General features: G+C 42.4%; 20 protein-coding genes. 14 read left to right on the top strand and 6 right to left on the bottom strand.

The window, feature by feature from the left end:
* Window positions 1–137: 137 nt before the first annotated feature.
* The 5 genes from D7322_RS25905 (at window position 138) to D7322_RS25885 (ending at window position 4,615) form a co-directional block, all read left to right on the top strand.
* A complete protein-coding gene (locus D7322_RS25905) occupies window positions 138–1,052 on the top strand; it encodes a DUF5106 domain-containing protein (protein WP_121127091.1) in 915 nt (304 codons plus the stop codon).
* Window positions 1,053–1,055: 3 nt separating this feature from the next.
* Window positions 1,056–1,520: a S24 family peptidase gene (locus tag D7322_RS25900; RefSeq protein ID WP_121127090.1), complete on the top strand. Its 465-nt coding sequence runs from the start codon at window positions 1,056–1,058 to the stop codon at window positions 1,518–1,520.
* A gap of 136 nt (window positions 1,521–1,656) precedes the next feature.
* Window positions 1,657–1,926 carry a PqqD family protein gene (locus D7322_RS25895; protein ID WP_121127089.1) on the top strand — a complete coding sequence of 90 codons (270 nt, stop codon included), beginning with the start codon at window positions 1,657–1,659 and terminating at the stop codon, window positions 1,924–1,926.
* Between the two features lie 21 nt (window positions 1,927–1,947).
* Window positions 1,948–3,576, top strand: coding sequence for an ABC transporter ATP-binding protein (locus D7322_RS25890; protein ID WP_121127088.1), 1,629 nt, complete (start codon window positions 1,948–1,950; stop codon window positions 3,574–3,576).
* Window positions 3,577–3,703: 127 nt separating this feature from the next.
* Entirely contained in the window at window positions 3,704–4,615 is a 912-nt protein-coding gene (locus D7322_RS25885; RefSeq protein WP_121127087.1) for a hypothetical protein, read from the top strand.
* 125 nt (window positions 4,616–4,740) lie between these two features.
* Here D7322_RS25885 and D7322_RS25880 read toward each other — a convergent pair whose 3' ends face one another.
* The 3 genes from D7322_RS25880 to D7322_RS25870 all read right to left on the bottom strand — a co-directional run bounded on the left by D7322_RS25880 (window position 4,741) and on the right by D7322_RS25870 (window position 10,106).
* Window positions 4,741–6,297, bottom strand: a complete 1,557-nt coding sequence (locus tag D7322_RS25880; RefSeq protein ID WP_183078854.1) for a S41 family peptidase — start codon at window positions 6,295–6,297, stop codon at window positions 4,741–4,743.
* A gap of 165 nt (window positions 6,298–6,462) precedes the next feature.
* Window positions 6,463–7,674 carry a hypothetical protein gene (locus tag D7322_RS25875; protein ID WP_121127085.1) on the bottom strand — a complete coding sequence of 404 codons (1,212 nt, stop codon included), beginning with the start codon at window positions 7,672–7,674 and terminating at the stop codon, window positions 6,463–6,465.
* Between the two features lie 23 nt (window positions 7,675–7,697).
* Window positions 7,698–10,106: a TonB-dependent receptor gene (locus tag D7322_RS25870; RefSeq protein WP_121127084.1), complete on the bottom strand. Its 2,409-nt coding sequence runs from the start codon at window positions 10,104–10,106 to the stop codon at window positions 7,698–7,700.
* Between the two features lie 457 nt (window positions 10,107–10,563).
* Between D7322_RS25870 and D7322_RS25865 the strand changes: the two genes are divergently transcribed.
* From D7322_RS25865 to D7322_RS25855, 3 genes are read left to right on the top strand one after another with little or no spacing between them, the layout of a single operon-like run.
* Window positions 10,564–10,896: a hypothetical protein gene (locus D7322_RS25865; protein WP_121127083.1), complete on the top strand. Its 333-nt coding sequence runs from the start codon at window positions 10,564–10,566 to the stop codon at window positions 10,894–10,896.
* A 3-nt stretch (window positions 10,897–10,899) separates the two neighbouring features.
* Complete coding sequence (locus tag D7322_RS25860; RefSeq protein ID WP_121127082.1) at window positions 10,900–11,175, top strand: hypothetical protein; 276 nt, start codon at window positions 10,900–10,902, stop codon at window positions 11,173–11,175.
* 11 nt (window positions 11,176–11,186) lie between these two features.
* A complete protein-coding gene (locus D7322_RS25855) occupies window positions 11,187–13,001 on the top strand; it encodes a PepSY-associated TM helix domain-containing protein (protein ID WP_121127081.1) in 1,815 nt (604 codons plus the stop codon).
* A gap of 123 nt (window positions 13,002–13,124) precedes the next feature.
* Here D7322_RS25855 and D7322_RS25850 read toward each other — a convergent pair whose 3' ends face one another.
* Window positions 13,125–14,405 (bottom strand): replication-associated recombination protein A, encoded by a 1,281-nt coding sequence (locus tag D7322_RS25850; RefSeq protein WP_121127080.1) that lies wholly within the window; start codon window positions 14,403–14,405, stop codon window positions 13,125–13,127.
* Window positions 14,406–14,795: 390 nt separating this feature from the next.
* On the opposite strand from D7322_RS25850, the gene D7322_RS25845 reads away from it, so the two are divergent.
* From D7322_RS25845 to D7322_RS25830, 4 genes are all read left to right on the top strand, one after another.
* Window positions 14,796–15,893 carry a tetratricopeptide repeat protein gene (locus D7322_RS25845; protein ID WP_121127079.1) on the top strand — a complete coding sequence of 366 codons (1,098 nt, stop codon included), beginning with the start codon at window positions 14,796–14,798 and terminating at the stop codon, window positions 15,891–15,893.
* Between the two features lie 202 nt (window positions 15,894–16,095).
* Window positions 16,096–18,216, top strand: a complete 2,121-nt coding sequence (locus tag D7322_RS25840) for a carboxy terminal-processing peptidase (RefSeq protein ID WP_121127150.1) — start codon at window positions 16,096–16,098, stop codon at window positions 18,214–18,216.
* 270 nt (window positions 18,217–18,486) lie between these two features.
* Window positions 18,487–19,872, top strand: a complete 1,386-nt coding sequence (locus D7322_RS25835; protein WP_121127078.1) for a nucleotide sugar dehydrogenase — start codon at window positions 18,487–18,489, stop codon at window positions 19,870–19,872.
* A gap of 256 nt (window positions 19,873–20,128) precedes the next feature.
* Window positions 20,129–20,959: a universal stress protein gene (locus D7322_RS25830; protein ID WP_183078853.1), complete on the top strand. Its 831-nt coding sequence runs from the start codon at window positions 20,129–20,131 to the stop codon at window positions 20,957–20,959.
* A 115-nt stretch (window positions 20,960–21,074) separates the two neighbouring features.
* Here the strand turns inward: D7322_RS25830 and D7322_RS25825 are convergent, their stop codons facing one another.
* Window positions 21,075–21,482 carry a DoxX family protein gene (locus D7322_RS25825; protein ID WP_121127076.1) on the bottom strand — a complete coding sequence of 136 codons (408 nt, stop codon included), beginning with the start codon at window positions 21,480–21,482 and terminating at the stop codon, window positions 21,075–21,077.
* A 238-nt stretch (window positions 21,483–21,720) separates the two neighbouring features.
* Here D7322_RS25825 and D7322_RS25820 point away from each other — a divergent pair, with 238 nt between their 5' ends.
* The gene (locus D7322_RS25820; RefSeq protein ID WP_121127075.1) at window positions 21,721–22,551 is read left to right on the top strand and encodes a universal stress protein; all 831 of its coding nucleotides are present in this window, start codon (window positions 21,721–21,723) and stop codon (window positions 22,549–22,551) included.
* Window positions 22,552–22,559: 8 nt separating this feature from the next.
* Here the strand turns inward: D7322_RS25820 and D7322_RS25815 are convergent, their stop codons facing one another.
* On the bottom strand, window positions 22,560–23,462 hold the full coding sequence (locus tag D7322_RS25815; protein ID WP_121127074.1) for a S66 peptidase family protein: 903 nt from the start codon (window positions 23,460–23,462) through the stop codon (window positions 22,560–22,562).
* Window positions 23,463–23,732: 270 nt separating this feature from the next.
* On the opposite strand from D7322_RS25815, the gene metG reads away from it, so the two are divergent.
* Entirely contained in the window at window positions 23,733–25,802 is a 2,070-nt protein-coding gene (metG, locus tag D7322_RS25810; protein ID WP_121127073.1) for a methionine--tRNA ligase, read from the top strand.
* The last annotated feature ends 149 nt before the right edge of the window (window positions 25,803–25,951 follow it).

The following is a 25,951-nucleotide window of genomic DNA, read 5'->3' as shown; positions in this document are numbered from 1 at the left end:
CCTTTTTATTTCATTAAATATCATTGATTTAATTACTTTTTAAGGCAACTCAGTGACCATAGCCGCTCAATGCGAAGAATCTGTCAATGGAATTTTGAAAGTTTTATTAACTTAGCGAAGTTAAGCATTAAATTAGAATGAAAAGTTCAACTCTTGGTTTTTGGTTACCGATGGGCCTGATCGTAGCCCTGCTCTGGGCCTGCAACGGAAATAATAATTCAAAAAAGGAAAGTAACGAAACAACGCCGCAAAAGGCAAGTATGACTAGTACTACCGACAGCAGTCTGCTCCATTTCTGGGACAAATTTGACATGAACGATACTGCGGAGGTGAAGAATCCGGACATCGGTGAACAAAAACTTGCTGATTTTATCGGGTTGTTATCGACAACCCCCGATTCCGCCCTAAGGGATAAAGCGGTGGACGGGATGTTGGATAAGGCCAAATCCAATAGGCCGAACTTTGACCATTTCATTAAACTATACGAACGCTATCTTTATGACGGCAATTCGCCCATGCGGAATGACATTGTCTATGAGTCGGTGCTACGTTATCTAATCAAAACAGACCTGTTGTCAGACCTGGAGAAAGAGGCTTATCGGCCGATCTACAAATTGCTATTGCGCAATAAGGCTGGACAGCTAGCGGAAGACTTCAGTTATGAGCTAGCGAATGGAAAAAAACAAAAACTATCGCAGACAAAAGCAAAATATACCTTCTTGCTCTTTTATGATCCAGAATGCTCGCATTGCAAAGAAACAATCCATCAACTCCGCGATACGCCACAACTGGTCCAGCTGTTTGAACAGCAACAGGTGCAGGTGCTGGCCATTGACCCCTGGGGCGACCGCAACAAATGGAAGGATTATATGCCCGAAATTTCCGAAAAATGGATCAACGGTTTCGACAGTGAAAGCAAGATCTTATCGTTCAATCTATATGACCTCAAAGCTTCGCCAACCATTTATCTTCTGGATGAAAACAAGAGAGTCCTTTTGAAAGACACTTACCTGCAACCCGTAATTCAGTATTTCGTTCAACCCAAGCCATAGGATATGACCGGATATTCGGAAGACAAGAAGACACGTATCATTTCCAATGACCTCTATTTTGCTGAAGTACAACGTATGCTGGATGAAGGTAAGGAGGTCCGGATCCGGATCAAAGGCGGCAGCATGCGCCCTTTTATTCAGGACGGAGACAGCGTTTTGTTGCTGGCTTACAGCGGCGGGGCATTGCTGCCAGGAAGTAATCTATTGGCCAAACATCAAGGGAAGTATGTTTTTCACCGATATGTCGGAAGAAAAAATGGGCAGATCATCCTGGCCGGGGACGGTAATCTCGTATTAAAAGAGTATATAGACCCGAAAGATATTATTGCTGTCGCTTCGGTCCATTATCCACAGCAATCAGTCGAGGAAATTAATTTAAATTACCGCTGGGCAAGATTGCGTGGCCTGGCCTGGTACCGTATCCGCCTGCTCCGGCGGATTGTTGCCAAATTGAAACGTATGGTATGACCATATACAGATTATGCTGATGGAAAATAATTATTAACTTTGGTTTTATTTATTATATTTTGCCCCAACATATCCTTTTTCCAAGAAGACAACATTCGAAAACAGGATATGACCATTAAAAACAGATAATTTACATATGAAATTAAGATCGGATTTAGTATTGAGAACAATTGGTTCAGATCATTTAATTGTTGACCCCAGCCAGGATAGCATTGACCTATCGACCGTGTACACGCTGAACAGTTCTGCGGCATGGCTTTGGGAACAACTCAAAGGAAAAGAGTTTGATCAGACAACAATCGTTGAGCTGCTCTGTGATAACTATGAAGTAGATGCGGAGCAAGCACAATCCGATGCCAAAGTGTTACTTGGAGATTTTGAAAAACAAGGACTATTGGAAAAATAACCTTTCCACTGATCTAGCCAAATGAACAATAACAGCCTGAAACAACATGCACGCTGGGCATGGTCCATCAGCGAGGGCTATCGCGGCAGATTGCTTCTTTATTTTGTATTGGAGCTGATATGCATCGGTCTGTCCCTTCTCTTTGTATACCTGTCCAAAAAAGCGGTTGATGTCGCAACCTCCCCGGGAGAATTGCCGCTCAAATGGCTGTTGGTCGGCATTATAAGTAGTATTACGCTCAATGTGGCTATCAAAGGCTTTTCGGGCCGTCTACTGGAACGGATCAAATTGATGCTGACACTCCAGTTGCAGCGTCATATGCTCGATGCGCAGATGTTATCGGTATGGCGATTGATCAAAAACTGGCATACAGGTGATATCCAGATCCGGATTCAGACAGACTGTGAAGAAGTGGCCAACACCATCGCCAGTACTGTACTTTCTTTTGTATTGACGATTATCCAACTATTGGCTTCTGTGGGTTTCTTGTGGTATATGGACCCCATGCTGGCCCTAATGATTCTGGCCATCTCACCTCTTTTTGTCTTTTCAAAGATTTACTTCCGTAAAATGCGCAAACTCAGCAAGGAGGTCAAAGAAGAAGAAAGTAATTTTTCAAAGGTCCTCCAGGAAAATCTGCGCTTCCGCCTGCTGATCCGTGCCATGGGCATTTTCCCCAAAAGGCGTGCGAAGCTGACCGCAAGCCAACAGCAGCTTTTTATGCTGAAAATGCGTCAGATCAATTTTTCAACGTATACGCAAGGAGCAATGAAGGTGGCTATGAACGCGGGTTATTTGGTCGCATTTATCTGGGGGGTCTATCGGCTACAATCCGGGCAGATCACTTTCGGAACAATGACGGCTTTTTTGCAACTGGTGGCGCGCATTCAGAGCCCAATCCTTGCCTTGATCGGCTATATCCCCGGCTTCGTACGCTTTCGGGTATCTGCAGACCGGCTCCTGGAATTGCAGGAAGGCGAGATTGAACCTCAGGTAGAGCAGCAGCGATTAAATGGGACAGAAGAGCTGCGTATCAGGGACCTGTCCTTTCGTTATGAGGATAAATGGGTATTGCAGCAGCTAAACCTCTCGCTAAAAGTGGGCGAGCCAACAGCAATTATCGGCCCGAGCGGAAAAGGAAAAACAACCCTGATCCGTCTGTTGCTGGCATTGCTAAAAGCTGAAACAGGTGACATTACACTGGTGGACAGCGACGGTGAAAGATCGCTGGAAGCAAAACATCGTGTCAATTTTGCTTATATTCCGCAGGGTAATTCGCTTTTCAGCGGAACGATACGGGAAAACCTCATGCTCCATGTGAAAGAAGAGAGCCCACTGGACATTGATAAAGCGCTTTGGCTGGCCTGTGCTGAATTTGTATACGATTTTCCGGATGGTGTGGACACGTTAGTGGGCGAATCAGGAATGGGCCTATCGGAAGGACAAGCACAACGTATCGCCATTGCGCGTGCCTTGATGCATGACGGTGATATCTGGCTCTTTGATGAAGTTACCTCAGCTCTGGACCGTACTACTTCGGATACGCTAACGCATCGTCTGCTGGAATATGGAAAACATAAAATATGTCTATTTGTAACGCACGACCTGAATCTGGCGGATAAATGTCCGCATCGCATCTATCTCGATTGAGGAAGATCAAGATGGCAACATATAAACATCAATAAAAAGAATCTGGATATTTCAACGAATATCAATAGATTAAAACAAACCGAGCTTGCAAGCTCATGAAGTAATTAATCAAAAGATGAACTGAATCATGGATATCACCAAATCACCTGAGCTCGCTCAAACCCGCTACCATGTTGCGGAATTATTGCTGGAATTTAACCATCCTAAGGAATTTCCTTTATATCAACTCCTTCGCTCCTTCCAGGATTTTCGCTGGGTAGGTACCTATAATGCTGAAATTGTCATCAATATCAGTTTGGACAAGGCTCCAGAAACAGCCGATATGGGTATATTACGTACAGATGACTCTATCGCCTGGGGCGACCGATTCCGTTTTTATGAAAAGGGTGATACATTTATAACGGCCATTGTAAATGAGAAGGGCAATGGGACATGGTACCAATACAGTAGCCGTAACTTTGAAGAATCGACGATTTATGTCCCTGAGAGCTCGGCGGATGAACAGAGTGCCGTGATCACCTGGATGTCCATGATGATATTTGGCCAGGCCAGCCTCCTGCATGATACCATTATGCTCCATGCCTCCGTGGTCAACCACAAAGGCGAAGGAGTTGCTTTTTTAGGTAAAAGTGGAACCGGAAAAAGCACGCACAGCCGGCTTTGGCTGACACATATCCCCAATACATCACTGCTGAATGACGACAACCCTGCTGTCCGCATCAGGGAAGAGGGTATTTTTATCTATGGGACGCCCTGGAGCGGCAAGACGCCCTGTTATAGAAATCAGCTGCTACCACTCAAAGCATTTGTACGGCTGGAACAGGCTCCGGCCAATACATTTACATGGCAGCCCGGAATCAAGGGCTTTATTGCAGTGCTCCCGAGCTGTACAGCAATCCGATGGAACAAAGATCTTTTTTCCGGGATGAATACAATTCTGGAAAAAATTGTAGGCGAAATACCGGTAGGTTATTTACAGTGCCTACCCGACGCTGCTGCTGCCCAACTGTGTCATTCATCAGTATTTAGTAGTCAGTAATTAGAATTGAGCCTTCTGTTAAATTAAAAGGTCACCGGATAACAATGATTATCCAGTGACCTTCCTATCTCTTTGATCTATTATCATACCGTCTAGTGCTCTTAGCACACTGTAGCAGCATTAACTTATCTGCCACGGGTCTTGATCATACCCCGCTCAGGCCTTGTATGCATTTTGCCCTGATCCACCGGTTGGATCGTTCGGGAAGAAATACTTCGCAATGCTGCCCGAGCTCTGGTCGAGGGAGCCGCATCCGCTAAAGCTGTTGCCAGCATTCTCTCCTTAGGATCTCCGACTTCGGCTGACACATCGTCACCAACTTCGCTCTTATCGGGAACAAGACCATCCCAATAATCACGCAGACCGGATTCAGCACCCTTGTTATATTTTTCGCCAAGATTTCCACGTGAATTCTTCAGAATAAATGACGCCGGCCAATAAGATACTTTATCGCGGACTTTCTGCTCGAAAAATCCAACGGGTTTACCATATGTCCTTGATTCCGTGGCAATGATCTCTACCGGAAGGTGCGGGGTAAGCACGTTGATTAGCATCTCAGCTGCTGAAGCGGTTTCTTCACTCACCAAGAAATAAACTTTATTGAGATTTAAGGCACTTAATCCTTCGAAGTAGGTATCATACATATGCAGCTGATCTCTTAAGCTCTTTGCTGCATCCGACTGCATGTAATTGTTCATTTCATAGGTCAGCATCAATTTACCCTTGGTCTTGGCGCCACCGATCTTATCAGCGACATAAATAGCCGCGTCTACATAGCCCCCGCCATTGTAACGCAGATCAACAATCAGGCTTTTGATTTGTTTGGCCTCATATTGCGTAAAGGCCGCATCGATATTTCTCTGGTTTTGATTGTTATTTTCAATTTCCTCAAAAGACGACAAGGCCAGATAACCGATATTATTATTACTATTCAGGTAGATCGTATCCTTATAGATCGGATTGATCACATAGGAATTGTTATAGCTCATCGGTTTTTCGAACAGCTTGTTATCCGCACGTTTCACCTGCAGGGTAAGACTGGCGGCATCCAAAGCTGTATTGATATTGTTGCGCAGTCGGCTGTAGGCCGCTGGGTCCTTGACTTCGCAGCTTCCGCCGGGATCCGGACAGGTAACTTCGACCGAATAATTTTCCTTGTCATTATTGACCGATGTAATAATATCTGCGCGTTTAAACCCAGCCACCTGTGCCGGAGATCCCCCTTCCACAAAGGAAATATAAGGCTGTGCGGTAGCAGCATCCAAAGAAAACCATTGTACTGAGATGCCATAACCTTCGTTGTTGTCCATCTTTGTACTGGCCTGCCCTGCAATATTGTAACCGTTGATACCTTCTATAAAGGAAAAACGGTCAAAAACCCCCGAGTAACCAGCCGCTACATGGACAGGTGTCAGCCTTTTAAGTGCATCGAGCACACTACTGGCCGATCCATATTGATCGGTATACTGTGCTGGATCTTTTAAATAATCCGGTATAGATCCGTCCGCCCAAACGGAATACAGTTTATAATATTTATAAATATCGTCTTTAATAAGCTGACCTTCGGTGCGGTCAGTTGGTTCCGGCTCTGGTTCGGGTTTAGGATTATCCTTCTTGCAGGAGAGGACAAAAAGTCCTGTCAGTGCCAGTGCAGCCAAACGTCCGGCTTGTTTTATGGGCATTAAGTTCATTGTTGAAACATTTGTAAGACAAACATAAATATTTTAAGCTGATTCGCAATGAAAAAAAACGCACTGACTTTGGGAGTGTCAGCGCGTTTACTACCTATTGAAAAACGTTATCAGAACAATCTCTTAAAGGAAAAGTTTTGAAAAATAAAAAATTATTTATTTCAGTTTATTGATGTGATAAACCTGTGTTACTCCAGGATCAATCTCAGCACCTTTTTTAACCGTATTATTTTTAATATTATATTCGTAAATAAACCATTTCGATGCTGGTGTTTTTACGGCGGTATACAGGTTGCCATCTTGAATCAGGTTGATGGTCGTCGTTGGATCGCCTCCTGTCATTTCCGCCAGATTGGCCACTATTTTCTTGTTGGCTACGTCGATGACATAAGGTCTGATATAAGCCTTACCATCACCTAACCAAGCGAGGTCACCACCTTTTACAGCGTAATCTTTTAGATCGTATAGATAGTTTTTGTCAAATTCATACTGCCCATTGTTGACACGTAAGATCGCATAGGTACCATCCGTTTTACCGCGGGTCAAGAGGTAAAGATTATTGTTGTCATCCAGGAACGAATAGTTTTCTCTTTGCCAGTGACCTGCGACATAGCTTGTCCGGTCATCGCTCATGATATGTCCATTGGCCATGCTTGGGTAATCACAGATGTAAGCATAAGCTTTCTTGCTGACTACATTGTAATCAGAGTCATAATAAAATAAGCCAAAATAAGCTTTACCGCCAGCAATACGCATACTGGTCACATTCAATATCGTTGGATCAACTGTTTTTCCATCGGCTTTGTAAACGGTGTAATCCAAGGTCGGAATCTGCGCTTTTAAGGTTTTATTGAGCGTCATATCCTTGGTATTCATAAAGTAAATGTCTTTCTCAAATATTTTTTTCTCCAGGTTGGCGTCACTGGCACCTGTGGATGTGAAGACAATTTCGTCAGTGGTACTGAATTGGCTCGCCATCTTTCCGAGGTAGAACGCACTTGGAAATGCGTAATTATCGACTTCTTTAAATACAAGACCTTGCGGTGTTTCTACCAATTGATGTTTACTAAAACGTGTACCATCGTTGGACAAGTAATAGAAACCATTAAAAATATAAGCATAACCGGCATAACGCGCTTGAGGTAAGTTGCCGGTGATGTCGACCCCTTTATTGTTGGCAGGCGATAATAAAGTATCTTTCATGATCTCATCAGTCGTTAAAAGATAAGATCCAGTTGCGGTGGCCACCCACACGGAATATTCAGACGCTTCAGGTGTTGTCACTTCTGGAATGTTCGGGCTATCTTTGCAGGAGGATACCAACAGTGCTGCTAATGCACAAAAGCCAAATAATCTATTTTTTTTCATGATTATAAATGATGTTTGATTAATTATAGTAGGGAAACTCTAAATTTTACATAAAATGCGCGTCCGGGTTTTTGCAGACGGAAGTTGTCATAGGAGCGCTCATCAAAGATGTTGCGGGCCTCGCCAGAAATATTATAACGGTTGCGATTCCAGGAATAGCTCACCAACAAGTTGTGCACCAGTTGTGTGGGAATATAATTTTTGGAAGCCAATGAACCCAGGTGGCTATCGCTTAAGTAAAACCATTTGGTGTACAGCGTGGTCCAGTTGATCTGTGTACGGCTACCTTTGCTGAACCAATCGTTTTGTGCAAAGCCGAGATCCAAATTGCCATAAACCCATGGTCGGTTTGGAATTTGGTAGCCATAACTCAAACTTACTTGCTGGTTGGTCTCATCGGTATATTTCTGATTGTCGATGGCTCGGTCATAACTTCCATTTATTGCGGCCGTAATAACGTCTTTATAGCCGTAGCGTGCTTCGAAACTGCCACCATAGATTTTGACGCCCGGAATATTGTAATACTGAAATTTGTCCTGACCATTATCGGATACAATGCGTGTATTTTGGTAATCTTTTGCCAGGCGATAAAAACCGGAAAGATCAAAATTGATAAAATGGTTTTCGTTAAAGAAGGTATTGTAGTAAAAGCCCCCGTTGAGATTGTCGCTCTTCTCAGGCTTTAAATCCCAATTGGGAAGAACATTAAAATTGTCGCCATATATGGCAGTCATTTCAGGCAGGTTATAAGCCCGTTCGGCAGAGAACTTGACACCACCATCCTTGAAAATACGATAGCGAGCAGCTACACTATACCCTTTATACCCCAAATATCTTGTTTGGGTGACGATGTCACCACTCAGGTATTGATTGTTATCGTCAAATTCCCGTTCATCAATCTTTTGGTAGGTATCGATGCCGTAGTATTTAAAGGCCAGGTTGGCAACCAAGCGTTTGTCAAACCATTGACTTTGCCAGGCTAGACCGGCAATATGTTTCACCATGTTCTTTGGTAATCCGGAATCATCGTGATCAGAAATTACATCATAGGTCTGACGGTCATTGGTACTGATATTATAGTTCAGGTTTAAGCTCTGATTGCGGCTCTCATCAAAATCGTAGTTTAAGTTTATTCGTCCGAGCACACTATTGATATTATCTTTAATATATTTCTCTGGGTTGGAAGCATTTCCTGTCGTATTGGTTATTGGAACACCATCCCATTGATAGTTATATTGCGCTGTATCCCTATTGCGTTTAATTTCAAAACCATAATTGGCATAGATATCGGCATATAGGCGGTCTACGAGGAAGTTTTGCTTTTTGTAGCTTAGGGTCGGCATCATATAGGCCGATTCGGTCCAGTTGCCACCATAAGGTTTATTGATTGTTGCGCCGAGCTGATTTTGTTTATTGTTGCCCGAATAAGTCAGTCCCACAAAAAACTGATCGGCCCAGCTTTTATCGCGAAGGCCCACCTCAATCTGACCCATGGTAGAATAGTAACGGTCCTTGAATCGTCTAGCTTCGTCGATCTTGACAAATTTATTATTGATTTCTTTTTCAAGAATTACGCCATACTTCTCCTCGGTATACATCTTGTAGTCATTGTCGGAATAATTGTAGAAGGCATTCGTACGAACCGATAGTTTACTTTTGGGATTGGTGTACATGCCGACCAATGACGCTTGATGCGTATTGAAGGAACCATAGCTATAACTGAGATCAAGAAAGTGTCTGTTGCGTTGTTTGGTAATAATGTTAACAGCACCACCCAAGGCGTCTGAGCCTAAAAATGCGGGAACGACTCCTTTATAGATCTCGACACGGTCGACCAGATTGACAGGGATATTATTTATCGACATGGCTGGTCCGAAATCATCCATGGGAACGCCGTCTATATAAATTTTTGCTGCGAGACCGTTGATCCGAAATACAAAATTAGATCCCAATCCGCCATCTTCACGAATGGTGACGCCGGGCGCGGTACGTAAAATTTGACTGACATTGGCCGTTTGATTAGCATAGCGGTTCATATCGATCACACTGACATTAAAGCCTGATCGCTTGATTTCGTTCACACGGCGCTGGTTGTCGGTTTGCCCCCTCACGTTGGCAACTTCGAGAACACGTTCATCCTTTTTGAGCTGGAAGTCTCTGTAGGTTTCATTGCTTTTCAATACAGCGCTTTGTGTGATATAGCCTACAGATGTCACTTCCAATTTAGGAAGTTGTTTACCCTCAATTTGGAGTTTGTAAAAACCGTCCACATCGGTGGAAGTGCGCTGGTTCGTACCGACAATAGTCACCGTAGCGCCTTCGACTCCTTTTCCGAAGAGGTCTTTCACATAACCTGAAAGGGATGTTTGTGCCTGGGCTATGGTCGTGACGAAAAATAGGGATATAAAAAAAATGTAGGTAGACTTGAGCATGGTAGTCGCGTTATTGAATTATGTTTAATAGTGACATTTTCATTCGAATTTTTACCGCATGATCGTATTGCCTTCCACTGTTCAAGGCAATACGTTTTTCAAAGCGGGACAAATATAATTTTATTTAGATTAATTACAAATAATAATTTAACATTTTATAACATTTCGCCTCTAAGGCTCGCTGGACCAAGTCTGCTGAACAACTCAAGTAATAGGCCTGGTAATGATGATGTTCATAGTTTATTCGATGTATAGCAAAGTTTTCCAAGCGGCGTTCGAGGTTCTTTTGTGCAGGAATTAGTTTTGAATGCCGGGACAAAAAGGGCATCGTGGAATAAAATCAAGCAAAATGGGAAGGCATGCTTGCAAAAAAAGATATTATTAATATCTTTGCATTGTTTAAAATCAATCTAAATAAATATAAAGGTTTATTCTAGATCTAACAATTATCTAACACATGTATACTATATTACTCCTGCTCATTTTTGCTGGTAGTTTTTTCTGGTATAGTTCATCAGAAAAAGTGAAGATCAAGCATGCGCCAGCGCTCATACTCCCCCTGGTGAGTGATAAGATCCGCGCGAAGATACTGGCTATCGTTCTGCTCGGCCTTTCCTGGACGATAACCATGTACCTACAGGGTTTCCTCTCAGGAACACTTGCCTTTGGCGCTTATGTGATGGGATTTTTTAGCCTTATCGTGCTTTTATGGCCTTACCGCTATTTCCAGTGGAAACAAATTACTGTTGTTTTTCTAATTGCTCTCTTTTTTGAAATAATCATCTTCTAAACCATGCCAGCGAATAAAAAATATTTAAGCCATCCTTTTCAGCGGTTCCTCAAACTGACCGCGGGATTCTTCGGTGGTTATTTTGTGATGCTCTATCTGCACCTTTGCCTGACCAAAATGTTTGATAAAACGGATATATTGATCACGACTTATGTGACGGGTTTTATCGTCTGGGCAATCTTATTACTTGTCGCCTTTCTTTCAAAAAACGGCTGGCTAATCTGGGGTATCTATCTGCTTCTGATTGCTCTTTTCTATGGTATCTTTCTTTACCTATAATCTCCTGACCTATGAATTTAAGACGTTATAATATCTACTTCAATACGCATACCATCTCAGGGATAATCATCTGTGCGATCTTGTATGTGATCTTTTTTGCGGGATCTTTTTCGTTTTTCAAAAATGAGATCAACGCCTGGCAAAAAAATGACTCGGACAAAGGAGGAACCTACCGAAATCTGGTTTTTGACCACCTCCTGGATTCTATTGGTCAAATCAAAGAACTGAAAGGAAGGGATATCGCATTTTATATGCAGCATAATGGTCACGCTAGCTATGTCAATATCGGAGCCTCACAGGATACAATCGTTGCGAATAAAGCAAAAGCGATCGCTGCGCAAAAAGAATTGGCCGAAAAGAAACGGCTCGCAGCGACTAATAAAGGTACAGCGGTAAAAGACGCAAATGCCAAAGATGAAAAAAAGAAAAAACGGGGCCGTGGCCGACGTAGAGCTGAGGATTCCATGTATTTTACCTATGACCTGGCAACAAAAAAACCGTCGGACTATAGTGATGGTTACACCATGGGTGAATTTTTGTACAGGCTCCATTTCCTTGCTCCGCTCAACCAGATCGGGATCAATATCGGAAGACCTTTTGGCTATACCCTGGCGGGCCTGGTTTCTTTTATCTTTCTATTTGCCCTGATATCTGGTCTAATGCTCCATTGGGACAAAATCAAATCGAACTTTTTTGTATTCAGGCCGGGAAACAAGTGGAAGACCGTCTGGACCGATATGCATACAGCACTCGGTGTAATCGGATTCCCATACCAGTTTATGTATGCGCTGACAGGTATCGTCCTCATCGTGAATTCAGTCCTTATTATTCCATTCAGCAAATATCTGTATGATGGCAAGGAGGATGAAGTATATGCCGCGCTTGGCTATAACGATAATACTAAATACACCTATCTGTACGAGCCGCTCTCCACAACCTTTAAGATGGGGGATTTTTTGGATAAACTGGAAAGCAAATGGCCCAATAGCCATATGAACCGCATCTTTATCAAAAATTACGGCGACAAAAGCATGCATGTGGTCGCTTTGTACGATGCTGATATCGACAAAAATTTTGCCGGTTCGGGCAGGATGGTCTATCGTGTAGCGGACAATAAAATACTTTTCGAAAAATCTGCAGCCGAAAATGGTACCTACCTGGATTATGTCAAAGGATTTATTTATCGTCTGCACCTTGCTGATTTTGGTGGGTATCCGATCAAAATCATCTACTTTGTCCTGGGTATTATGGGCTGTTTTGTGATTATTTCAGGTATTTTGATCTGGTTGGTCGCACGTGATAAAAATAATATCCCGAAACACAAGCGTATCTTCAACTTTTGGGCTGCCAATGTATTTATGGCTGCTTGCCTCACGATGTTTCCGGTCACGGCAGCATCCTTTATCGCGGTTAAACTGGCGTCAAAAGTGGATCAGTCCTTTATATTCCATGTTTATTTTTACAGCTGGCTGGCTTTGGGTGTTTTTTACATTATTCGTCGAAATATCGGAAAAACCAATCAAGAGACTCTACTACTAGGCTCAGTGTTGTCATTAGCGGTACCGATTGTCAATGGCATAAAAACCGGAAGTTGGATCTGGGTAACTTATCGTTCGGGAGCAAACGACATTTTATTAGTGGACTTACTCTGGCTCTCACTGGGAATCATCGGATTATTGATCTTCAAAAAAATGCTTCAAGCGGCAAAAAAAGAAGGTGGCAACGTAAAACAAGCGACTTCCAATGGACCGAATAATGACATAAAAAAAAATTTGCCACCCAAAAGAGCTTTTGCCTTAAAAAGCAATCCATCGACAGAAGTATAAATTTTCGTTGTTCATATTTGCAATGGGCGGCTTGAAAAGTCCGCTCTTGCTTTTATTAGCCATGCCATCTCAGATAGCAGAATATCCGATAATAAACGAGTAGCTTTTCGCTAGGTTTTAGTACTAATACTTATATTTCTCTTTCCACTTGTCGCGTAGACTCTGACGGATCTTCTCTTCCTGCGGATTTTGTCCGGGTTCATATAATTTTACGCCACTGACTTCCTTGGGCAGAAATTCCTGTACCACAAAATTTCCGGGATAGGCATGCGCATATTTATATTCAGCACCATAATTAAGGTCTTTCATCAGCTTGGTGGGTGCATTCCGAATATGAAGGGGCACAGACAAATCGCCGGTTTGCTTCACCAGGGCCTGGGCCTTATTGATCGCTTCATAGGAGGCATTGCTCTTAACTGAAGTGGCCAGGTAAATAACGGTTTGCGACAGAATAATACGCGATTCAGGCCAGCCGATTACATTCACTGCCTGAAAACAATTATTGGCCAACAAGAGCGCATTGGGATTGGAGTTGCCAATATCCTCGGATGCTAAAATCAGTAATCTACGGGCGATAAATGAAGGGTCTTCTCCCCCCTCGATCATGCGTGCCAGCCAGTACACGGCAGCGTTTGGGTCGGACCCACGAATAGACTTAATAAAAGCCGAAATAATATCGTAATGTTGTTCGCCCGCCTTGTCATATATCGCCATGTTCTGCTGCACTTGCCGCAGGACAAAAGCATTCGTAATCGGTTCCTTATGGAGAACCGCGGCATTGACCACAAGCTCGAGCACATTCAATAGTTTACGGGCGTCACCGCCGGACAAGCGCAATAGCGCCTCATATTCCTCGACAACAATTTCATGCTTTTGGAGATATTCGTCCTCGTGCAATGCCTTCTGCACAAGACCAATAAGATCCTCTTCCGACAAATGCTCGAGCACATAAACCTGACAACGGGAAAGCAATGCTGATATCACCTCAAATGAGGGGTTTTCGGTGGTGGCACCGATCAGTGTAACCAAGCCCCTTTCGACAGCGCCCAGTAAGGAATCCTGCTGGGATTTGGAAAAACGGTGGATCTCATCAATAAATAGAATGGGCTGATCCTGATTGAAATTCATCAGCCGCTCGGCTTTGTCAATGACCTCACGGATATCTTTCACACCTGCCTGTATGGCACTCAACGAAAAGAAGGGGCGGTCCAGCTCTTTCGCAATCAACAGCGCCAGACTTGTTTTTCCAACCCCCGGTGGACCCCATAGGATCATCGAAGGAATATTTTTTTGTTGAATCGCATGATACAGGACTGCATCAGGGCCGACAATGTGCTGCTGTCCCACATAATCATTCAATTGATGTGGACGCAGTCTTTCTGCAAGCGGGATACGTGTTGCCATAACGCAAATTTAAAAATTAAACCGCAAAATAACTAAATATTTTAGCTTAGACTAATGATGTATACCCGGGCAGCGGACTTGTAATTAAAAAAGAAAATAGTCGGTAGGTCGCAAGCTTGTACCACCAAAATGGCAATACTCGGCTCGAACTACTCCATAAGCAAAAGACACTTTAACATTTTTTCACACAATTTTTCTTCATATTTGCTCTAATATAAGTTCTTTGCGGCTAAGCAGAGAGCGATAAAGTTTGCTCTATTGTATTTAGAATGCTAGTGGAAGCAGAACTGAGCTTGCGAGCTTATTGAAGATAAAACGACAAATTGCTTTTAGTATGCAATTTATCTAAGTTTGTAATACACGTTTATGACGACGTAATCATTTATAAGGATGACAAAATACTGGACCCGACTGCTGACTGCCCTAATCCTGACCCTTGGAATGAGCGGTAAGGTGGCGGCACAGCAAGCTCCAAAGGATTATACAGGGGCGATAAAAAAATATGACACTTCATTTAGGGGGGTAGGCCCGGAGGTATATTTCCTACCTCCTCCAAAGACTGAAAACGAAATTATTAAAGATAATTATAGTGATAAAAAGGGCTTTAGCAAGGAAATTGCCAGACAGCTGCTCTTCCAGCGCCTGTTACTGCAATTGAAAAGCACCAATAACATGGGGCATTTTCAATATCTGATGAACCCCGTTCCTGTCGATGCCACAGCATGGAATAATATCATCGAGAACCAAAAGAAATCCGAAAACTGGATTGCAGGTTACGCCCTGGCAAATGAGGCCGCGCTATTTGCCATTAAAAATAACGACAGCAGCAATGCCTCAAAATTCCTTTATGATGCTCTTTTATTGGCCAATCGTACCGACAATAAAGACGACATTGCCACAATCAATCTGAATCTGAGTAATTTTCAATTGTACCATGGGGACTTTGTCAAAGCGGAAGAAAGTGCCCAAAAATACCATAGCCATGCAACGGTCAGCAAAAGCTATCTCGAACAGGCCAACGCATGGTTATTAATTGCCATGGCACGTGCAGGGCAAGGAAACTTTAAAGCCGCTGAAAACAACATTATCCGAAGTGCCATCCCCCTATTCAATAAATCAAAAGCCTATGAAGGCAAAATATTCGCTTGGGAAATGCTTGCGGAGATTTACTTTAAACAAAATAAATACACACAGGCACAGTGGTTTTTGCTGCAGGCCCGCGATCTGGCCAATGCAAAAAAACTGAGCGGCGAACTTGCTGAGATCGAATATTTACTTGCGGCCTCCAAGCAAAAGGATGGTAATTACAAGGTCGCCATCAAAGAATTTATTCAGGCCGCTGAACTGGCCTCCAATGAGAATAACAAACAGCTGTCATTGGCAATATTGGACAAATTGGGCGAAGTATACCTGGCTCTGGAGGATTATCCATCAGCAGACCAAACTTACAAAGCCTATACCCAGCTGAAAAATGAATTGTACAATTAGTCGGCTATGATCAGATCATAGCAACCGTAGGAATAAAAAGTAAGAAATAAATTGTATTTTAAGCTTTTTGTAAATATTAAAGGATAAATCAAATAAATTTTTAGAATCTATGATAATGTGCTATGAATTTCACTAAATTTAGCACGCTCATCAATAGGAGCTGAAATTTTTTTATAAAATGATTATTAAAACTGTCGAAAATATGTTTAGGAAACTCATATTTGCACTTTTTGTGGTATCTATTGTCTCTTGTGGATCAAAACCACGGGTGGCACTTCCAGATGATGGCGGCCTCAAGCCGAGTACCCAGCATCAGATCATCGCGAAAGAAGTGATTGGATTATTGGAAAATGCGAGCTACAAGAAGGTCAAAATGAATGATTCGATATCTGGAATTATCTACGATAATCTAATCAAAGGGTTAGACCAAAGCAAAAATTATTTGCTCCAGTCGGATATCGATGAATTTCAGGCTTACAAGAGTAATCTTGCCCAAGATATGAAAGATGGCGATCTTTCTGCTGCTTTCCATATCTTCAATGTCTACAAAAAAAGATATTTAGAAAGAATGCAATATGCACTTTCTGAAATAGACAAAACACATGACTTCACCAAAGATGAATTCTATCAACCCAACCGGGAAAAATTAGGCTGGTTCAAAACGGATGCCGAGGCGAACGACCAATGGCGTAAACGGGTAAAGTATGACTTATTGAACCTGGAAACAGCGAGTGGAAAATCTACGGACAGTGCCAAAACCAAACAGGTGGAAACATTGAAGAAACGTTATGTGAATTTAATTTCGCAGACAAAAAAATACAATTCCAATGATGCCTTCCAGATTATTATGCAGGCGCTTACGGATGCCGTGGATCCGCATACATCGTATTTCAACCCATCCTATGCACAGGCTTTCAATGAAGGCATGGCAAATACTTTTGAAGGCATTGGTGCAAGACTGATGATTGACAACGAGGCGGTGAGCATCAACGAAATCATTCCCGGTGGCCCGATCTTTAAGGATAAAACCATTCAGGTGAATGACAAGATCATCGCTGTCGCGCAAGGTAAAGATGGCGAATTTGAGGATATCATCGGCTGGAGACTGGATGCAGCGGTCGCCAAAATAAAAGGACCTAAGGGAACGATCGTACGCCTGAAGATCATTCCAGCAGGCCAACCGATGAACTCACATCCGCGCATAGTTTCTTTGGTCCGCGAGAAAATCGTTGTCGAGGAAGAATCTGCGAAGAAAGAGATTATGAACATCAAAGGTGCTGATGGAAAAATGTATAAAGTCGGGGTGATCAATATCCCTAAATTCTACATGGATTTTGAGGCTTACAGAAGACGTGATCCAAACTATAAAAGTACAACACGGGATGTAAGATTGATCTTAGACAGCCTGAAACAGGCAAAAGTTGATGCTGTACTTATTGATTTACGTTTCAATGGTGGGGGGTCACTTCCGGAAGCCATTGATCTGACAGGATTGTTTATTGACAAAGGACCTGTGGTACAGGTACGAGATACCAAAAATAATATTGACGTCGAAGAAGACAAAAATGCCGGTGTGACCTGGGACGGTCCACTAGGTGTGATGATCAACCGCTTCTCAGCCTCAGCTTCTGAAATCTTCGCCGGTGCGATTCAGGATTATGGCAGAGGGGTCATCCTTGGTTCACAAAGTTATGGTAAGGGAACCGTTCAATCAGCTATAGACATGTCTCGTGTCATTAGTCCGACAAGCCGCCTATTGCTGAAAGCTTCTGGTGAGAAAGATCCTGATACCCCCGAAGGTGCGCCGCAATATGGACAGATCAACATTACACTGGGTAAATTCTACCGCGTCAATGGCAGCAGCACGCAACATAAAGGGGTAACACCCGACATTACATTTCCATCCCAATTCTCCGCAGAGAAATTTGGTGAAAGTTCAGAAAAATCTGCGCTTCCGTGGGATCAGATCCAGTCCAGCAACTTCAAAAAAGTCGCTGATATGACCGGTGTGGACAAACAGCTCGAAACCCTGCATGAGGCACGTATCAAAAATTCACTTGAATACAAGTACCTGAAAGAGGATATTGAAGAGGCTCAAAAAGATGAGGACGTGAAAATTTCGCTGGAACTGAATAAATTCAAAAAAGAAAAAGATGACAACCTCAAGAAAAATAGAGACCGTATCAATGCTTTATTGAAATTACAGGGCAAACCAGCATGGGAAGAGGGCAAACCGCAACCGAAAATGGATCTTGACTTTGTAAAAGATGAAAGTGCAAAAGTAATGACGGATTACATCATCAATTTTGCTGGCAAAAAATAAGAAGTGATCAAGGAGAAGTATCCAAAAAAAGAAAAACCTTTCTTCAAGTTAAAAAAAAAGTTAAAAGCTGCAGCTTTTAACTTTTTTTTTATATCTTAAGGTCGTCTTTTGAAAAGCGCTGTTTTACATAAAAATCGCCGGACCTACAACCACAAGACCACACTTGCTTGCAAGATTTAATTTTTTTAGATCAAATTACTCAACATTTAAACACTAAAACTGTTGTGAACACTTTACATTTATTGTTATATTATAATTTAGATAAGCAAAATGAGCAAAACGATCAAGAAAATCTGCTGCATTGGAGCTGGCTATGTGGGAGGCCCGACCATGTCTGTAATTGCCAAACAATGTCCCCATATCGACGTGACAATTGTGGACGTAAATGCCGCCCGCATTAATGCCTGGAATGATAAAAACTTAGAAAACCTTCCTGTGTATGAACCTGGACTAAGTGAAATTGTCGAAGAGGCACGTAACCGAAATTTGTTTTTCTCAACAGATATCGACAGAGCTATTGACGAAGCAGATATGATTTTTATTTCGGTTAATACGCCAACAAAGAACTACGGAAAAGGAAAGGGCCTTGCTGCAGATCTAAAGTATATCGAATTGTGCGCCCGCCAAATCGCTGCAGTGGCCAAAAACAACAAAATAGTTGTTGAAAAATCCACTCTTCCCGTCCGTACAGCAGCAGCTCTAAAAAGTATTCTTGATAACACTGGAAATGGAGTCGATTTTCATATTTTATCAAATCCAGAATTTCTGGCAGAAGGTACTGCTATTACAGATCTGATCAATCCGGACCGAGTCCTAATTGGAGGTGAAAATGAAAACGCCATTGCCGCACTTGTCGATATTTATGCAAACTGGGTAGAACGGAGCAAAATATTAACCACAAACCTATGGTCTTCTGAACTTTCTAAATTAACAGCTAATGCATTTTTAGCGCAACGAGTGTCTTCAATAAATGCCATTTCAGCATTATGTGAAAAGACTGGGGCTAACGTGGATGAAGTAGCTAAAGCGATTGGTATGGACACGCGTATTGGCTCAAAATTTCTTAAAGCATCGGTGGGCTTCGGTGGATCTTGTTTTCAAAAGGACATTCTCAATCTGGTTTATATAGCTAGAAGCTACGGCCTAACTGAAGTAGCCGATTATTGGGACCAGGTAATCCACATGAACGACTATCAAAAGCATCGCTTCGCAGACCATATTATTCAAACATTGTATAATACGGTTTCTGGTAAAAAAATTGCTTTTTTAGGATGGGCCTTTAAAAAAGATACCAACGACACACGTGAATCTGCCGCTATTTATGTTGCAGACTACCTACTCAACGAGCAGGCCGAAATTACCGTATACGACCCAAAGGTCAGTGCCGAGCGAATTTATGCAGACCTTGACGATTTAAACTCACGTTCATCAGATGAAAATAGACGATTAGTCAAAATCGTTAATACGCCGTATGATGCCTGCGATGACGCCCACGCCATTGCAATACTCACAGAATGGGATGTATTCAAGACCTATGATTGGCAAAAGATAAAGGAAAAAATGAAAAAACCTGCTTTCGTATTCGATGGGCGCAAACTCTTGAATCGTAAAGAATTAGAAGATATCGGATTTAAATATTACGCAATAGGTGAATAATTATTCGTCCTAGTGATTGGAAAAGGGACTTTAAGCCAGATACTCTTTGTTTTGAGCGATAGGCTATGTCCCTTTTTATTCTATATAGTATAACCTTAAATCGCAATTTTGCCTTTTGTTTGTAACTTATCGTAAGATTAGTTGTTATATCAAAAACGGAAGTACAAATAGACGCTAAGGGTAATGACCCTGCAACAACATGTACTGTACCAGCGATTCGGAAGAAACCAAATTTAACAATTAAAAAGACATGAGCATGAAACGCATCCTGCTTTTAACCGACTTTTCAGAAAATGCACTTCTAGCTGCAAAACAGGTAGCCCTTTGTACAACGGCTTGGAAAACTGAACAAGTGATTGTTTACCATACGTACAACAGCGTAACAATTGTAAACAACGAACCTATTGTTGTGGTCAATGACGAAGTAAAAGAGGCCAAAGAGAACGAATTAAATGCCTGGCTGGAACTAATCAAACCACTCTTTCCACCACAAGTGGCCTTATCTCATAGGATGGAAGACGTCGACCTGCCGATAGGAGTGAATGACATCTGTAAATCCGAGTTCATCGATCTGGTGGCACTCGGAATCACCGGACAGACTGGATTTGCAAAAATATTGGTGGGCAGCAACGCCATTACCTTAATGGATATCTGCAATAAGCCAATGCTGATTGTCTCCCATAAGGTCGATCCGGCAGTTCCAAAACATGTACTGGCAACCACCGACCTGAAAGAAGTGGACCGGAAATTAAGTCTGTTTAATCTGGATCAGGTCCTTGATGCTTTTTCCGCACAGTTATACGTACTGAATGTTGCGAAGCGGGAGAGTTCGGCCGCAGATCTGGCACAGGAATTAAAACATTTACATGAACGGCTGGACAAGTATAAACCCATCTATGACTACATCAGTCACGACGATATTACGATGGGAATAGCGGAATATGCGAAAGAGAAGCATATTGACCTCATCCTGTCCTTTCATAAGAAACAAGGTTTATTGGCAAGTTTATTTAAAACGAGTATATCCAAAAAGATGGCCTGGAACGGCGCGGCTAACTTATTGGTTATCCCAATGGACAAGTCCTAATTAAGCACTACCACAAAAGGGGTGGGGAGCATCAAATTTGATGCTCCCCACCCCTTTTGTGTGCATGTCAATATCACGAACGACTGGAAGGACGGTGGTTTTCCGCCTAATCCTGCTATTTCTTGTCCACGGAATGTTTCCCGGGTCCGATAAATACAAGTCCGAGAAACACGAAAAACAGTTCGATAGCATGGGATGCACCAGAGATACCGTCACCTTTGGACAGGTGCATCAATCCGGCAACCACCATCGTAAAGGCAAGCAACAGCGCTGAGGGCCTAAAGAATAACCCTAAAAGTAGAAAAAGACCACCAACGGTTTCTGCTGCTGCAGCCATAAAACCCCAAAATGCCGGCATAAAATTAATACCCATATTGCCCATTGCTTTACCGACACCGGCCCAAAGTTCAGGTCCTCCCTGCAGCTTAGGCAAACCATGCATAATCATCATGACGCCTAATCCGATACGAAGAACCAATAAGCCTGTATCTCTATATTTACCCAGTGAATTCCAAATTGCCATAAATAAAAATTATAATTAAAATGTTAATGACTGATAGACTTTCCTAAAATAACCAAAATTTTTCATTGATCGGTGTTCAAATTCTCCTTTTGATACCACAAAATTAAACCAGTATGGTATATCTTCCCTTGATATAGATTAAGAAATTTCACAAAATAAACTGATCTGAACAGAAAAATATTGCATTTATGCTACTAAATATGTAATTTAATGGACATAGACCCGATTATAAAATAAAATGAAGAATCTTCTCTTGTTAACGGATTTCTCTGATAATGCTTATGCTGCCGCCCAATATGCAGCAAAGTTGGCTCCGCTTTGGGGAATAGAAAAGGTTGTGCTTTACCATACCTATGAGGTTGTCCCTACAGTCGGAACAGAGCCTGTCGTTATCAGTAATTCGGATATTCTGGAAGAAAAACAAAAGGATCTCAACGTGTGGCAGGAGGATCTGATGCAACTATTTCCACAGGGGATCGCATGGAAAGTGGTCCTTGAAGAGTATGAGTTAAGCTATGGTGTCAACCGCACCTGCGCCGAAGAAGATATTGATCTTGTGGTGGTGGGAACGGCTGGTAAAAGTGGTTTCAAAAAACTGCTTCTGGGAAGCAATACCTTAAAATTGATCGAAAACTGTCATACCCCGCTATTAGTTGTACCGGCCAAAGCGGAATTTAGGATTCCCAAAAAAATGCTGATCGCAACGAATCTCAAAGAGGTGAAAATCAAACTGGACCGCCTGCTGGTCAATGCGGCGGAAGTACTCCGCAAAAGCGAAGTGTATGTGGTCCATGTGACCAAAGAAGATCCTGCGAGTAAAGCGCTAAGTACAGAGATTAATATTATGACCGATCTGCTGGCTTCCTACCATCCGATCTACAGCTATATCCTGCAATCGGATATTGCCGTTGGCATTAATCAATACATCAATGAGAATCATATCGATATGATGGTCACTTTCCATCGCGACAAGGGATTACTCAGCCGGATTTTCAACACCAGTATTGCACAAAAAATGGCCTGGAAAAGCCAGGCCGCAATGATGGTTATTCCTGTCCATTCAGGATAGTGGAAAGACTATATGTATATAAGTTCCGTTTTATTGGCACTCGTTATTAATCTTACTTTTCGGCCCAATACCAGCGCACGGTTATCATCAATATGCCCCGCGGGATAACCAAAGGCAACCGGAAAGTCGTATTCTTTAACTTTGTCCCAGATAATTTCCTCTACAGTCTGTCCAAATGCGGGGTCATTGTCTTTCATCGACGAAAAACCACCGACGATAAGGCCTTTCAGTTTTTTAAATTTACCCGCGCGCTTCAACGCCCAGAGCATCCGGTCCACGGAATAGTAGGCCTCGCCCACATCTTCAATAAAGAGAATTTTATTGGCATACTTAACATCGGAATCCGAAGCTAAGACAGATAATAGAATAGCCAGATTTCCACCAATCAGCTTCCCTTCGGCCTCTCCTGGACGATTGGGAAATACAAACTGTTCGTAGGCAAAGTCCATGGATTCCCCAAAAAGCGCATTTTTCAGCGTCTCAAGTGAAGCTTTTGTTCCCGATTCAAAAGACTTGGGCATCTGCCCATGGATGGTTGCAATTTTATGGTTACGCTGAATATGACTGTGCAGCACAGTGATATCGCTAAAGCCGACCAACCACTTGGGATGCTGCTCAAACCCCGAAAAATCAATCTCATCCACAATACGGACACACCCGTAGCCTCCCCGGGCCGCAAACACAGCTTTAATGGATGGATCATCCAAGGCCCATTGCAGATCTGCGGCGCGCAGCTGATCATTGCCGGCAAATTGGTGGTAGGATGTCCCTACCGTCTCCCCCACCAGAACCTCCAGTCCCCAGCTCTTCAATGTTTCAATACCAATATCAATCGTGCCGCGAATGAAACTGGCCGGACAAACGATCGCAACTTTGTCGCCTTCTTTAAGAAAATCAGGTATTTTAGACATATTTATTATGTTTCATGAATGATTTGATTCTTTATGGCTATGAGGTTATCATAAGCCAAGGTACTTCATTTTAACTCAAATTATTTTGCTCTTGCCCATGATGGTTTCCCCTATTAAAAATTTTCAATGGATGAGGAGAAAACGATAAATTTTGGTCGTCCATAAAGCTCTCTGAGCGCCAAATTAACACAAATTTATCTTAGTTTTATACCGTAAATTGAATTATCTTTGTGAAGAAAATAAGTAAAAACTTTAATATACTTTCAAGCATTGAGTATTCTAGATAAAAAACGTTATACAATTACTTCGGCATTACCCTATGCCAATGGTCCTTTACATATCGGACACCTTGCCGGTGCTTATATTCCCGGTGATATATTTGTTCGCTATCTGCGTTTAAATCAAAAGGATGTAGTCTATGTATGTGGATCGGACGAGCATGGCGCAGCCATTACCATCCGCGCAAAAAAAGAGGGCATTACGCCACAGCAGATCATAGACAAATACAACAAACAGATCAAAGAGAGCTTTGAAGAGTTTGGCATTTCTTTCGATATCTACCACCGTACTTCCGAGCCGATCCACCATCAATTGTCACAGGATTTTTTCCTGAATTTATACAACAAAGGTGAATTTGTCGAGAAATTTTCGGAGCAATACTATGATGAGGAATACCATCAGTTTTTGGCAGACCGTTATATCATAGGAACCTGTCCAAACTGTAAATCCGAAGGTGCTTATGGCGACCAATGTGAAAAATGCGGCACCTCACTTAGTCCAACAGACCTGATTAACCCCATTTCTACACTGAGCGGGAAAACACCGGTATTGAAAGAGACGAAACATTGGTATCTGCCATTGGATAAATATCAGCCCTGGCTTGAAAAATGGTTAATCGAAGGCAAGAAAAATATTCTTAAATCCAATGTTTTTGGCCAATGCCAATCTTGGCTAAAATCCGGTCTGCAGCCTCGCTCCATGACCAGAGATCTGGACTGGGGAGTGGATGTACCCCTGGAAGAAGCACAAGGGAAAAAACTATACGTATGGCTGGATGCGCCAATAGGTTATATTTCTGCGACGAAACAATGGGCAATTGACCACGGAAAAAATTGGGAAGACTATTGGAAAACCCATGAAAATCCAGCGGATGATGCCACATTGATCCATTTTATCGGAAAAGATAATATTGTATTCCATTGTATCATATTCCCGGCGATTCTTCATGCTCATGGAGACTATATCCTACCAGAAAATATACCTGCAAATGAATTCCTTAATTTGGAAGGCGATAAGTTATCGACATCCAGAAACCATGCTGTTTGGTTACATGAGTATCTAGAGGAATTCCCAAACAAACAGGATGAATTACGTTATGTATTGACCTCTATATTACCGGAGACCTCGGATGCTGAATTTACCTGGAAGGACTTCCAGTCACGGATCAACAACGAGCTAGTAGCAATCTTCGGGAACTTTGTCAATCGTGTGATGGTACTTTCCCATAAATATTTCGATGGCAAAGTATTAAATGGCTCTCCGTTGACAGCAGTGGATCAAGCGGTATTGGATGAGTTAAAATCCTATCCAGCGTCTATCAAATCATCACTGGAGCAATTCCGTTTCCGTGAAGCTCTTGCGGAGTTTATGAATGTTGCACGCCTTGGAAACAAGTATTTAGCTGATGAAGAGCCTTGGAAAGTAATCAAAACGGACGAGGAACGCGTAAAAACGATCCTAAATGTAGCATCTCAGATTGTAGCTAACCTTGCCGTGTTGGCACAACCATTTTTACCAAAAACAGCAATCAAATTATTTGAAATGCTCAATTTCCCACAAGGGAACTGGAGTGATGCGGGCAACGAAGGACTAATTGAGAACGGCCATCAACTGGGTGAAGTACAGTTATTGTTTGACAAAATTACTGACGAACAAGTTGAGTTCCAATTAAACAAACTTGCGGAAGCGAGACTGAAAAATCTCGCGGACAATGCAAAAGTCGCCCCTGCAAAAGAAAATATCAGTTTTGACGATTTTGTGAAAATGGATATCCGTGTGGGAACAATTTTAGCGGCTGAGAAAGTTGCGAAAACAAAGAAATTACTAAAACTAACGATAGATACGGGTATTGACAAACGCACTGTCGTATCTGGTATTGCGGAATTCTTCAGCCCAGAAGAAATCGTCGGACGCCAAGTTTCTATTTTGGTGAATCTGGAGCCTCGTGAAATCAAAGGAATTACCTCTCAAGGAATGATCCTGATGGCTGAAGATGCTGATGGCCGGCTGGATTTTGTCAAACCGGATACTGCAGTCAAAGTAGGTAGCACAGTACGCTAGTTAGCTATAAACGATACCATAAAGAAGCCTGTCTTTTGGACAGGCTTCTTTATTAGGGATATTCAGAAAAACCCCAACTATTTGATAAATAAATAGTTGGGGTTTTATTATCTTCGTGTATTCCCCCGAATAATAAGGTTAGCGGCCAA

It is taken from the genome of Sphingobacterium puteale (assembly GCF_003627955.1).
GTDB classification, from domain to species: Bacteria; Bacteroidota; Bacteroidia; order Sphingobacteriales; family Sphingobacteriaceae; genus Sphingobacterium; species Sphingobacterium puteale.
Note: the sequence above shows the minus strand (reverse complement) of the source record. Positions and strands in the feature narration are given on the sequence as shown.